This window comes from Pseudomonas syringae (assembly GCF_000737245.1).
Classification (GTDB): domain Bacteria; phylum Pseudomonadota; class Gammaproteobacteria; order Pseudomonadales; family Pseudomonadaceae; genus Aquipseudomonas; species Aquipseudomonas syringae_J.
In genome coordinates this window covers 60,984-73,654 of the sequence record NZ_JPQU01000030.1, presented here as the reverse complement: position 1 = coordinate 73,654, position 12,671 = coordinate 60,984, and the positions used below count along the sequence as shown (strand labels likewise).

Annotated in this window: 11 protein-coding genes; 2 read left to right on the top strand and 9 right to left on the bottom strand. The window is 58.4% G+C overall.

Features of this window, described 5'->3' with window-relative positions:
• The first annotated feature begins 25 nt into the window (after nucleotides 1-25).
• On the top strand, nucleotides 26-454 hold the full coding sequence (locus IV01_RS14715; protein ID WP_032628050.1) for a phasin family protein: 429 nt from the start codon (nucleotides 26-28) through the stop codon (nucleotides 452-454).
• 10 nt (nucleotides 455-464) lie between these two features.
• Entirely contained in the window at nucleotides 465-1,280 is an 816-nt protein-coding gene (locus IV01_RS14720) for a phasin family protein (protein ID WP_032628048.1), read from the top strand.
• Between the two features lie 200 nt (nucleotides 1,281-1,480).
• Here IV01_RS14720 and IV01_RS14725 read toward each other — a convergent pair whose 3' ends face one another.
• The 9 genes from IV01_RS14725 to argS form a co-directional block, all read right to left on the bottom strand.
• On the bottom strand, nucleotides 1,481-2,095 hold the full coding sequence (locus IV01_RS14725) for a TetR/AcrR family transcriptional regulator (protein ID WP_032628046.1): 615 nt from the start codon (nucleotides 2,093-2,095) through the stop codon (nucleotides 1,481-1,483).
• A 156-nt stretch (nucleotides 2,096-2,251) separates the two neighbouring features.
• Nucleotides 2,252-3,937, bottom strand: coding sequence for a class II poly(R)-hydroxyalkanoic acid synthase (gene phaC / locus IV01_RS14730; RefSeq protein ID WP_032628045.1), 1,686 nt, complete (start codon nucleotides 3,935-3,937; stop codon nucleotides 2,252-2,254).
• A gap of 161 nt (nucleotides 3,938-4,098) precedes the next feature.
• The gene (phaZ, locus tag IV01_RS14735; protein WP_032628043.1) at nucleotides 4,099-4,953 is read right to left on the bottom strand and encodes a poly(3-hydroxyalkanoate) depolymerase; all 855 of its coding nucleotides are present in this window, start codon (nucleotides 4,951-4,953) and stop codon (nucleotides 4,099-4,101) included.
• Between the two features lie 238 nt (nucleotides 4,954-5,191).
• Entirely contained in the window at nucleotides 5,192-6,871 is a 1,680-nt protein-coding gene (gene phaC, locus IV01_RS14740; protein ID WP_032628040.1) for a class II poly(R)-hydroxyalkanoic acid synthase, read from the bottom strand.
• 346 nt (nucleotides 6,872-7,217) lie between these two features.
• The gene (locus IV01_RS14745; RefSeq protein ID WP_032628038.1) at nucleotides 7,218-7,595 is read right to left on the bottom strand and encodes a gamma-butyrobetaine hydroxylase-like domain-containing protein; all 378 of its coding nucleotides are present in this window, start codon (nucleotides 7,593-7,595) and stop codon (nucleotides 7,218-7,220) included.
• 113 nt (nucleotides 7,596-7,708) lie between these two features.
• Complete coding sequence (gene hslU, locus IV01_RS14750) at nucleotides 7,709-9,046, bottom strand: ATP-dependent protease ATPase subunit HslU (RefSeq protein WP_032628037.1); 1,338 nt, start codon at nucleotides 9,044-9,046, stop codon at nucleotides 7,709-7,711.
• Between the two features lie 68 nt (nucleotides 9,047-9,114).
• Complete coding sequence (gene hslV / locus IV01_RS14755) at nucleotides 9,115-9,645, bottom strand: ATP-dependent protease subunit HslV (RefSeq protein WP_032628036.1); 531 nt, start codon at nucleotides 9,643-9,645, stop codon at nucleotides 9,115-9,117.
• A 476-nt stretch (nucleotides 9,646-10,121) separates the two neighbouring features.
• Nucleotides 10,122-10,802: an SPOR domain-containing protein gene (locus IV01_RS14760; protein WP_032628035.1), complete on the bottom strand. Its 681-nt coding sequence runs from the start codon at nucleotides 10,800-10,802 to the stop codon at nucleotides 10,122-10,124.
• A gap of 1 nt (nucleotide 10,803) precedes the next feature.
• On the bottom strand, nucleotides 10,804-12,540 hold the full coding sequence (gene argS / locus IV01_RS14765) for an arginine--tRNA ligase (protein ID WP_032628033.1): 1,737 nt from the start codon (nucleotides 12,538-12,540) through the stop codon (nucleotides 10,804-10,806).
• Between the last annotated feature and the right edge of the window lie 131 nt (nucleotides 12,541-12,671).

Below are 12,671 nucleotides of genomic sequence, written 5' to 3'. Positions count from 1 at the left end.
CAACATTTCGAGCGTGAGGTGCACCATGGCCAAAGTCAGGTTGTTGAAGAAAAAAGTTGAAGATGAACAAGAGACGGTGATCTCCGACGTCCGGCTCTACGCCCGCAAAATCTGGTTGGCCGGGCTGGGTGCTTATTCCTGGGCCGAGCAGGAAGGCGGTGAGTACATCAAGGAACTGATTCGTACCGGCGAAGAAACCGAGAAAAAAGCCAAGAAACTCATCGACGAAAAAGTCGAAGCGGCCAACGCCGAGCTCGATGAGTTCAACGAGGACGTTGCTCAAACCGTTGATGCCGTTGAAACCCGCCTGGGCAAGATCGAAAACGCTTTTGACCGGCGCGTCGCCAGTGCACTGAATCGCATCGGCATCCCGTCCAGACATGACGTCGATACGCTGTCTGCTAAGCTCGATGGGCTGACGGCATTGCTTGAACGTGTAGTAAACAAAAAATAAGGAGAGCGGGATGGCTGGCAAGAAAAAAATCGAAAAAGAAGGCAGCTCCTGGATGGGCGGAGTCGAAAAATACTCTCGTCAAATCTGGCTGGCTGGCTTGGGTGCTTACTCCAAAATCAGTAACGACGGCAGTAAGCTTTTTGAAACCCTTGTCAAAGACGGCGAAAAGGCTGAGAAAGAAACCAAAGCCGAAGTCGATAAACAGGTGGATGAAGTCAAGGGTCAGGCCAAGGCTGCGAAGTCTCGGGTTGGCGATGTAAAAGACCTGGCGATGGGCAAATGGAGCGAGCTCGAAGGGGCTTTCGACAAGCGCCTGAACAGCGCCATTTCCCGCCTGGGCGTGCCGAGCCGTAATGAAGTCAAGGCACTGCACAGCAAGGTTGACCTGTTGACCAAGCAGATCGAGAAGTTGACCGGGCAGAGCGTGCCGCCGGTGGCGCGTGCTGCGGCGTCGAAACCTGCGCCAAAGACCACGGCAAAACCGCTGGTCAAGGCCGCCGCCAAACCAGTCGCCAAGGCGGCTGATAAAGTGGCGGCCAAAACCGCAGCGGCCAAGCCTGCAGCAAAAGCAGCAGTGGCCAAACCCCTGACGGCTGCAAGCAAGGCCGCAAGCAAAACCGCAACCAAGGCTAAATCCGTAGCAGCCAGCAAACCTGCTGCCGCGAAGAAGCCAGCCGCTGCGAAGAAGCCTGCTGCACCGAAGGCGGCACCCAAGGCCGCTGCCAAACCGGCAGAGTCGACAGCATCTGCGGCGACCAACACCGCCGCAGCGCCTGCACCGGCTACAACTTCGACAACGTCGCCGACCCCAGCCAGCCAATCCTGATTCAGGGCTGGCAATACAAAGCCCGACCTGTGCAAGCAGGTCGGGTTTTTTGTGGGTATGGATTTGACGACGTGGGACCGGCTTCAGCCGGGAATAGGCCAGTACATCCCCTCCATACTTATCGTCTGGAATACCGATTTCCCGGCTAAAGCCGGTCCCACGTCTGCTTGCAGGCAACCATAGAATGGCCTGCAGGATAATCAGCCCTCCAGATAATGCATCGCCAGCCGCTGCGCCGCTTCGCGGGAAGGGGGAATGAGGTGTGGGGCCACCAGCATCATGATCTGGTAAACCACCACCCGTACCTCTGCCTGGCGGTCGAGGATGCGTTGGTAGTCCAGCGAAAACAGCAGGGTCATGGTGATTTGTTCCACCAGTTGCCCGAGTGCCTGGGTGTCGCTGATCACTTGCCCTTCCGCTTTCAACCGCGCCAGCAGCGAGGCCAATGTGCGTTTGAGGCTGTTGAGCAGGTTACGAATGCCACGCGCCAGCTTGGGCAGCCGCCCGGCCAGGTTGGACAAGTCTTGGAACAGGAAGCAGTACTCCGCCACCCGCTCGACGATCAGGTGCAGGAACAGCCAGTAATCCTCCGCCGCCAGCTGCGCATTGTCCGGTGGGTCGAGCAGGGGTGTCAGTTCCGCCTGGAAGCGTTCGAACAGCCCTAGAATCAGTGGCTCCTTGCCGTGAAAGTGGTAATACAAATTGCCAGGGCTGATGCCCAGTTCGTTGGCGATTTCCAAGGTGGAGACATTCGGTTCGCCCTGCTGATTGAACAGCATCAGGGCACATTCAAGGATACGGTCGCGGGTTTTCATCCGGTCTTCTTGTTTGGAGTTAAGCAAGGGGTTCGTAACGTTGTGGGAGCGAATTCATTCGCGAATGGGCCGGTACATTCGATACAGATTCGTCGTCTGTAATGCCGCATTCGCGAATGAATTCGCTCCCACAAGGGGATTTCCCAGCACCCGTCTTCACCGCACATGCACATAAGTCCCCGGCGCTGCTTCCATCGGCGGGTAGGCGGCGCTGCCCAATGCCATCCGGGTTTCGTGCTGGGTGCCTGAGCGGACCTGAACCCATTCCAGCCAGGTCGGCCACCAGCTGCCGTCATGGCTTTTCGCGTCGTAATACCAAGCGCGGGGGTCGCTGCTCAGTTTGCCGTTCTCGACGTAATTGGCTTTTGGGTTGCCAGGCGGGTTGAGGATGCTTTGCACATGACCGCTGTTGGACAGCAGGAAGCGTCGCTCGCCGCCCAGCAGCAGGGTCGAGCGATACACCGCATCCCATGGCGTGATGTGGTCGTTGATGCCCGCGACGTTGAAGCTGTCTACCGTCACCTTCTGCAAATCAATGGGCGTGCCGCACACCTCAAGACCGCCCGGATGGCTGAGGGGATTGTGTTTGAAGAAGTCCAGCAGGTCGCCATGCAACGATGCAGGCAGGCGTGTGCTGTCGTTGTTCCAGTAGAGAATGTCGAAGGCTGGCGGTGTCTTGCCCAGCAGGTAGTTATTGATCCAGTAACTCCAGATCAGATCGTTGGGTCGCATCCAGGCAAACACCTTGGCCATGTCACGCCCGTCCAGCACCCCTTGCTGATAAGAGCGTCGCTTGGCGGCTTCGAGGGTTTGCTCGTCGATGAACAACGTGGCCGGGCTTTCGATCTGGCTGTCCAGCAGGCTCACCATGTAAGTGGCACTGGAGACCCGGCGCATCTGGCGTTTGGCTTGCAGGTGCCCTTGCAGCGCGGCAATGGTCAGGCCGCCAGCGCAGGCTCCGACCAGATTGACGTCCTTGGCGCCAGTGATCGTGCGGCAGACATTCAAGGCCTCTTCGGTCGCCTGAACGTAGGTTGACAGGCCCCATTCGCGATGCCGCACGTCCGGATTGCGCCAGCTGATGACGAAGGTCTGCAAACCGTTCTTGAGGCAGTACTGCACGAAGCTGTTGTTGGGGCTGAGGTCAAAAATGTAGAACTTGTTGATTTGCGGCGGGACGATCAGCAGCGGAGTGGCGTACTGCTTTTCGCTCATGGGCTTGTAGTGGATCAGCTCCAGCATGTCGCTGCGAAACACCACCGAGCCTTGAGTTGCCGCCACCGTGCGGCCCACCTCGAAAGCGTCCTTGGTGGTCTGGCTTGGGAGGCCGTTGTTGTGCAGGAGGTCATCGAACAGATGACTCAAGCCCTTGACCACACTGCTGCCGCCGCTGTTGAACAGCTCTTTGACGGCCATTGGGTTGAGCAGCGTGTTGGAGGGGGACAGGGCATCGTTGAGCAGCGAAAAGATGAAGTGCGCCCGAGCGCGATCATCTTTGCTCAGTTCGCTGTCGTCGATCCAGCGCCGGGTCTGGTGCTGCCAGGCCAGGTACGTTTGCAGCGCGCGACGATAAACCGGGTTGAGGCTCCACGTGGGATCTGTAAAGCGGCTGTCTCGGGGGGGCATTGCGTAAGGCGTCTCACCCAGCAACATCACCCGGCCGACTTGCTTGCCCAAAGTCAAAGCATGGCGGGCGCTGCGAAACGGGTGGCGCCAGCCTTGGGCTGCTACCTTGCGCAATGTGGACAGCAGGTCCTGGCCGCGCAGGCCGATCATCGCGCTTTGCGCATTGATGTAAGTCGCCGGTATGTTCTCGACGCCTTTCGTTGATTTTTCTCGCATGGGGGCAACACTCCTTCGTCGTGCCATCAACCGATACATCTGTGCGATACAAGGCCCGCGAGCCCTGCGTCGTTCTGTGCCGTACAACATCCAGTCAAATCGGCACAGTCAGTGAAGCGTCTAGCTGTTGCGAAAATCTGATTCGTCGTTATGTTCGAAGCTCAATGTGAGCCGGGCGCAGGATGCGGATGCATTACCGCGCGCTGACGTTCCTCTTCGAGAAATTTCATGATGATGGGCGCCACTGCTTCGGCCCGGGTGATGAGGAACAAATGACCGTCATCGATTATGTGTAGCTGGGCGTTGGGTATACGCCAAGCCAGCAGGCGCATATTTATCAGCGGGATCAAGGGATCATCGTCGCCAGCCAGGATCAGCGTGGGCTGATGAATCTTGTGCAGCCAGTGGATGCTGGTCCAGCCCAAGCCTGCAAAGAGCTGCCAGTAATACCCCATCTTGCCGGACGAACGGACCTTCGCCGCATGGTTGGCGGCCAGGTGCGGATCGCGCCGGAAAGCGCCTCCGTATATTTCCGGCGCGATGCGGATCACGTGGGATGGCTGAATGTAGCGCCTCGGGCTGGCCATCAACCACAGCACCCGCGGTTTGCCGGGCACCATGACGGCGCCCGCTGCCGTGGCGGCCAGCACCAGTTTTTTACAGCGCTCCGGGTAGTCATAGGCGAACTGCTGAGCCAGCGCCCCGCCCCATGAAACACCAATCGCGTTGACCTGGCCGTAATTCAGATAATCGAGCATCCGCGCAGCCAGTTTCGCCAGGCCAGGGAAGCGGTACGGACGTACAGGCGTTGACGAGCCACCGACACCTGGCACATCGAAAGCGATGATTTCCAGGTCCGGATCAAGGGCGTCAACGAATGGAAACGTCAACTCCAGGTTGGCGCCAATGCCATTGAAAATCAGCAACGGCGTCAGATGACTTTTGCCAGGCCTGACCGCAGTGCGGATGCTGTGGCCATTGAGGTCGATGGTGCGAAAAATAAACGGATGCGGCATGCGCGAGGCCCTGTGGGTTAAACCGCTGGAAAGCTGTCCTGCGCTTTGGTCAATTGATAATCCGAATCGAAACAGGTTCTGTAGGAGCGCGCTTGCCCGCGATTCGATTTCAGCCGCGACCTATCTCTGACTGAACTGGATCTATCGCGGGCAAGCGCGCTCCTACAGAGGATCTACATATTTACCTGTTTAACGGCAACGGCCGGCCGTTCCTGACGCCATCCGTCGCCACCCTGGTTTAACGCTCGTGTACATAAGTGCCCGGCGACGCTTCGCTGGCGGGATATGCCTTGCTGCCGAGGCTGGCCGGAGCTTTCTTCAGTTTGCCGGAGCGTTCAGTCAGCCAGTTCTGCCAATGCAGCCACCAGGAATCGGTGTGTTTGGTGCCGTTCTCCTGCCAGACCTTCGCTTCGGCCGGCATTTCGCTGTTGGTCATGTAGCGCGATTTCGGGTTGCCCGGCGGGTTGAGGATGCTCTGGATGTGGCCACTGCTGGACAGCACGAATTCAGTCTTGCCGCCGAATAGCCGCGCCGATTTGTAGCAGGATCCCCAAGGCGTGATGTGATCGTTGGTCCCCGCCAGGCAGAACACATCACTGGTCACTTGTTTGAGGTCGATGGGCGTGCCGCAGACCTCCAGCGCATTGGGGCGGATCAGCGGGTTGTTCTTGAACATCTCGATCAGATCGCCGTGGAAAGCAGCGGGCAGGCGCGTGGTGTCGTTGTTCCAGAACAGGATGTCGAACACCGGCGGCTCATTGCCCAGCAGGTAGTTGTTGACCCAGTAGTTCCAGATCAGATCGTTGGGACGCATCCAGGCAAAGACCTTGGCCATGTCGCTGCCTTCCAGCACCCCCGCCTGATAGGAGTGGCGCTTGGCCGACTCCAGCGTCTGCTCGTCGACAAACAGCGCAACGTCGGTGTCCAGGGTGGTATCGAGGACGCTGACCAGCAAGGTCAACGCATGAACCCTCTGATCCCCCAGCGCTGCGTAATGCCCCAGCAGCGCGGTGCAAGTGATGCCGCCCGAGCAGGCGCCGAGCATGTTGATGTCTTTGCTGCCGGTGATTGCCGCGACGACATCCACTGCCTCTTTCAAAGCGTCGATATAGGTCGACAGGCCCCATTCGCGTTGCGCCTTGGTCGGATTACGCCAGCTGACGATAAACGTTTGTACCTTGCTGCCCAGGCAAAAGCGCGCGAGGCTTTTTTCCGGGCTCAGGTCGAACACGTAAAACTTGTTGATCTGAGGGGGGACCACCAGTAACGGGCGCTCGTGGACTTGTTCAGTGGTGGGTTTGTACTGGATCAGTTCGAGCACGTCGTTGCGAAACACCACCGAACCCTCGGTGGTCCCCAGGCTTTTGCCCACTTCGAAGGCGTCCATGTTGACCTGACTGGGCATGCCGCCGTTGTGCACCAGATCCTTGGCTAGATGGGACAGGCCATCCAGCAGGCTCTTGCCGCCGGTTTCGAAAAAGCGTTTGACTGCTGCCGGGTTGGCCGCGCTGTTGGTGGGCGACATGGCTTCGGTCATCAGGTTGATCACGAAGTGCCCACGATTGATGTCCTGGGGGGAAAGGTTGCTGTCGCCGATCCAGTCGTGCAGCTCTTTGCGCCAGGCCAGATAGGTCTGCAGATAACGGCGATAAAGCGGGTTCTGGCTCCACGCGGGGTCATTGAAACGGCGGTCGTCGTCCGTCGGTTTCAGCACCGATTTACCCAGCATGACGTTCTTGAGTTCCACGCTCAGATGCGCGATGTGTTTGACGCTGTGGAACGGTTGTCTTAGCGCCTGACGCAGCACCATACGCGCGGTAGTCAGCAAATCCTTGCGCCGCAAGCCCACCACCGGGTTGAGGCCCAGCGTGTGTTCAGAAGCCTGTTGCAGCAGGTCATCGTTGTTTTTGCTACTCATTCACGACGCTCCATTGTCCTGAGACGAGTACTGACTTCCCTGTGAACCAGTGACACAGGCAAATGCCGGTACTACTGCTCGGGTGACCGATGATGGCTAAACCACTTATTCCGTTAGAGGTACTCTGTCGCCAGGGCGCATCACGTGAACAGCTGCGCTTCTTGCGACGGCTTCTTGCACACCCTTAGTGCTGCATTCATTGATGCAGGGAACTTGCCAATGCCATTGGTTACGCGAGATTCAAAAAAATCGCAAGCAGCGCCAATCATTGGCCGCCGCGCGGCATATTTGAGCAAAAGGAATTAGAAAGTGCGTCCTAAAACGCCCGGCGGCTCTGGGCCGCGGGTTAGAGCATCAGCCGAATGACTTGCTCGGAAGGATCACGGGATTTGCCCGCGTTTTTCAGCTCCTGCAAATAATCTGTCCACAGCGCTTCCTGACGTTGCGCCAGTTGGTAGAGATATTCCCAAGTGAACAATCCGCTGTCATGACCGTCGTCGAAGGTCAATTTCAGTGCATATTGTCCTGCCGGTTCAACCTTGCTCAGGCCGACACCGAGCTTGCCAAATTGCAGGATCGGCTTGCCATGCCCCTGAACCTCGGCAGACGGCGAATGCACCCGCAGAAACTCGGCAGGCAAATGATATTCCTCGTCCGGCCCGTACTTGAGGGTCAGGGTTTTTGAGGCTTTGTGCAGCTGAATGGCTGTGGGGATTTTTGTCATGTTTATAGTCTCTGTTGGAGCGAGGCTTGCCCGCGAACTGGACGACGCGGTGTATCAGATATATTTCGTCGTCCAGTTCGCGGGCAAGCCTCGCTCCAACAGAATTCCTCAACTTAAAGGATATACCGTGACAAATCCTCATCCTTGGCCAGTTCGCCCAGATGACTGTTCACGTATTCGGCATCGATCAGGATTGGCGCTGCATCCGGAGCGCTGGCCAGGTCACCTGCGCTGAACGACACCTCTTCGAGCAGGCGCTCAAGCAAGGTGTGCAGACGACGGGCACCGATGTTCTCGGTCTTCTCGTTGACCTGCCAGGCAATCTCCGCGAGCCGCTTGATACCGTCGGCCTGGAACTCGATGTTCAAGCCTTCGGTCTTGAGCAAGGCGCAGTATTGTTCGGTCAGGGACGCATGCGGCTCGCTGAGGATACGTTCGAAGTCCTGTGGCGACAGCGCCTTGAGTTCGACGCGGATCGGCAGACGACCTTGCAGCTCAGGCACCAGATCGCTCGGCTTGCTCAGGTGAAACGCACCGGAGGCGATGAACAGGATGTGGTCGGTCTTGACCATGCCCAGTTTGGTATTGACCGTGCAGCCCTCGATCAGCGGCAGCAAGTCGCGCTGTACACCTTCGCGGGACACATCAGCGCCGCCGACGTTGCCGCGCTTGGCGACCTTGTCGATTTCGTCGATGAACACGATACCGTGCTGTTCAACCGCTTCCAGCGCCTTGACCTTCAAGTCTTCGTCGTTGACCAGGCGGCCGGCTTCTTCTTCGCGCACCAGCTTGAACGCTTCTTTGACCTTGAGCTTGCGAGCCTTCTTCTTGCCCTTGCCCATATTGGCAAACAGACTTTGCAGCTGGTTGGTCATCTCTTCCATGCCGGGCGGCGCGGAAATATCGACACCAACGGCTTCGTTGATTTCGATCTCGATCTCCTTGTCGTCCAGTTGGCCCTCACGCAGACGTTTGCGGAACAGCTGGCGAGTATTGGTATCGTGGCTCGGCGAGGCTTCGTCCTGGAAGCCGGTGCGTGCCGGCGGCAGCAAAGCATCGAGGATGCGATCTTCGGCAGCGTCTTCAGCACGGTGGCGAACCTTGACGATTTCCTGCTCGCGCAGCAGCTTGATGGCGGCATCGGCCAGATCACGAATGATCGACTCGACATCGCGGCCAACATAGCCGACTTCGGTAAACTTGGTCGCTTCGACCTTGATAAACGGTGCGTTGGCCAACTTGGCCAGACGCCGGGCGATCTCGGTTTTACCGACACCGGTCGGGCCGATCATCAGGATGTTCTTGGGTGTTACTTCAACGCGCAACTCTTCAGGCAGCTGCATCCGGCGCCAGCGATTGCGCAGGGCAATGGCGACGGCGCGTTTGGCATCGTCCTGGCCGATGATATGGCGGTTGAGTTCGTGGACGATTTCACGGGGAGTCATTGACATGGTATTTGGCGGTCCTCCAGCGGGTTCAGAATCGGCATGGCCACTTTCGCAGGCGGCTAGGGCGAGGCTTAGTCCGCGAGGTCCTGCTCCTCAATGGTGATGTTGTGGTTGGTGAACACGCAGATATCGCCAGCGATATGCAATGCGGTTTCAGCGATTTCACGTGCCGAAAGGTCGGTCTTCTGCAGCAGGGCGCGGGCGGCGGCCTGGGCGAAGGCACCGCCTGAACCCATGGCGATCAGGCCATCCTCGGGTTCTACGACATCGCCATTACCGGTGATGATCAGGGACGCGTCTTTATTGGCGACTGCCAGCATGGCTTCCAGACGGCTCAGGGAGCGGTCGGTACGCCAGTCTTTGGCGAGTTCAACGGCGGCACGCACCAGATGACCTTGGTGCTTTTCAAGTTGCCCTTCAAAGCGTTCGAAAAGAGTGAACGCGTCGGCCGTAGCGCCAGCGAAACCGGCAATCACTTCGCCGTGATACAAGCGACGCACTTTCTTGGCGTTGCCTTTCATGACGGTGTTGCCTAGAGAAACCTGGCCGTCGCCAGCCATGACGACTTTGCCGTGGCGGCGCACTGAAACGATGGTGGTCAAGGGAGAGTCTCCACACAGCGGGGCGAAAATGCCCTGGTGAAAACTCATATGGGGGTGGGGGTGGGGATTTCAACCTTGGAGGATGAGTGGTTGGGAATTGCATGTAGGAGCGCGCTTGCCCGCGATAAGGGCCGAAGGACCTTCAAAAAATAGTGGATTCACCATTTTTACGACTGCTTCGCAGCCGATCGCGGGCAAGCGCGCTCCTACAGACTGCGCATACACGTATCCGTGGGACCAGCTTAAGCCGGGAAGGCGGGGTGGTGAGGGGGGGCGTGACAACTGTAGGAGCGAGCTTGCTCGCGATCGGCTGCGAAGCAGTCGTAAAAACAGTGAATTCGCCATTGCATGAAGGTCGTACCGACCTTATCGCGAGCAAGCTCGCTCCTACAGACATGCACTTTGGTGTTGACCTGCGGGAGCAAATTCATTCGCGAAGGCGTTGAATCCGGTCCCACAGGTTTCAGTGTTGGCCGTTACTTACTACGCTGTTGCAACAAAAGGTTACTGAACCCGCCGCTCGCCAATTGCTTCTGGGCGATGGTCAGTTGTTCGCGGTTGCTGAACGGCCCGACCAGTACGCGGTACCAGGTTTCCTCTTTAACGGTCCCTGACTCAACCGCAGCGCTTTGGCCCAGCAGAATGATTTGCGCCCTGACCTTGTCAGCGTCTTCTTTCTTGCGGAACGAGCCCGCTTGCAGGAAGAACTGTGTGACCGCTGCCGGCTTGACCACGGGTGGCGCTGGCGGTGGCGTCAGACCGCTGAGAGCTGCCTGAGCCCGAGCCGTGTCAATCTTCGCTGCCTGCTCCGGCGTTACCGGGGCAACCACTGGCGGTGGCGTTTTCTCTGGCACCGCTTCGTTAGGCACGATGACTTCCGATTCCGGCAGCAGCGTATAGAAGTCGTATTTGGGCTTCACAGGCGCAGTCGGGCTGGGTGGTGTCTTGTTGGCTTCGGCGATTTTGGCCGCCTTCGCCTCGGCCTTGACCCGCTTGACGTCATCGCCACCGGGCTCCAGCTTCATCAAAAATACAATGAACGCACCGACCGTGAGGCCAACCGCCAGCCACATCCATCCCGGGATCGGCTTCTTCGCAGGTGCTTGATAACGGCTGGCGCCGCGCTTGGGTGCAGGTTTCTTTTTCGCAGCAGCCAACTTACATGCGCTCCAGAGTTTCCAGACCCAAGAGATCCAGGCCTTGCTTGAGGGTACGGCCGGTCAGCGCAGCCAGACGCAAACGGCTTTGCTGTTGTTCGGCACTGTCCGCACCCAGGATCGGGCAGTTCTCGTAAAAGCTGGAGAACAGACCGGCGAGGTCGTAAATGTAAGCGCACAACACGTGTGGCGTACCTTTTTCGGCGACGTTATTCAGGATTTCCCCGAACTGTGCCAAACGTGCAGCCAGTTCCTGCTCCTGCGCGGCCTCAAGGACGATCTGGCCCTTGCTGGCATCGAACGGAGTACCGAGTTTGCGGAACACGCCGGCAACCCGGGTGTAGGCATACAGCAGATAGGGCGCAGTGTTGCCTTCGAAGCTGAGCATCTGATCGAAGTTGAAGCTGTAATCGCTGGCACGATGCTTGGACAGGTCAGCGTATTTCACTGCACTGATGCCCACGGCCTTGGCGATGGTGCGCAGTTCGTCTTCAGCCAGTTCGGGGTTCTTTTCCTTGACCAGGGTGTAGGCGCGTTCTTTGGCTTCTTCAAGCAGGTCGATGAGTTTGACCGTGCCGCCATCGCGAGTCTTGAACGGGCGGCCATCGGCGCCGTTCATGGTGCCGAAGCCCATGTGCTCCAGCTGCATGCCGTCGTGAACGAAACCGGCTCGACGCGCCACTTCAAACACTTGCTGGAAGTGCAGGGCCTGACGTTGATCGACGAAATACAGTGCGCGATCAGCCTTGAGCACCTTGCTGCGATAACGGATCGCCGCCAGATCGGTGGTCGCGTACAGGTAGCCACCACCGGCCTTCTGCACGATGACTGGAAGCGGCGTGTCATCGGCAGTGCGGAATTCTTCGAGGAACACGCACTGGGCGCCGTTGCTTTCAACCAGCAGGCCTGTGGATTTCAGATCGTTGACCACATTGGCCAGATCGTCGTTGTAGGCGCTTTCGCCCATCACGTCGGCCGGCGTCAGTTTCACGTTCAGCAGGTCGTAAACTTTCTGGCAGTGGGACAGCGAGATGTCTTTGAATTTGGTCCACAGGCTCAGGCATTCAGCGTCGCCAGCCTGGAGTTTCACCACCAGCCCGCGAGCGCGCTCGGCGAACTCTTCGGATTCGTCGAAGCGTTTTTTCGCGGCTCGGTAGAAATCTTCCAGGTCGGAGAGCTCGTCGCTGGTCGCTGGCTGCTCTTGCAGGTAGGCCAGCAGCATGCCGAATTGCGTACCCCAGTCGCCCACGTGGTTCTGGCGGATGACGGTGTCGCCGAGGAACTCCAGAACATTGGCCACGCCATCGCCGATGATGGTCGAGCGCAGGTGGCCGACGTGCATCTCTTTGGCCAGGTTCGGTGCCGACAGATCGACCACTGTACGTTGCGTCGGGCCTGTTTTACGCACCGACAACTGGGCATCGGCCAAGGCCGCGTCCAGGCGCGCCGCCAGAGCCTGGGTGTTCTGGAAGAAATTGAGGAAGCCGGGACCAGCGATTTCGACCTTGCTGATCTGCTCGTCGGTCGGCAGTGCGGCAATGAGTTTTTCAGCCAGATCGCGAGGCTTCATACCGGCCGGTTTGGCCAGCATCATGGCGATGTTGCTGGCGAAGTCGCCGTGGGTCTTGTCCTTGGCATTCTCCACCTGAATCGCTGGCGACAGGCCTTCTGGCAAGACGCCCTCGGTGACGAGTTGGCTCAGGGCTTGTTGGATCAGCTGGCGAATGGTGTCTTTCATGATGCTCTCTTTCGACCGCAAGCGCGGCAGCGCCTGGATGCGCGGGTGGAAAAACTGGGCATTATCCGTTGCCGGAGCCACCTTGCCAACCGCGTTGGATGCACGGTTGTGATGCGGTCGCAATTTGTAGG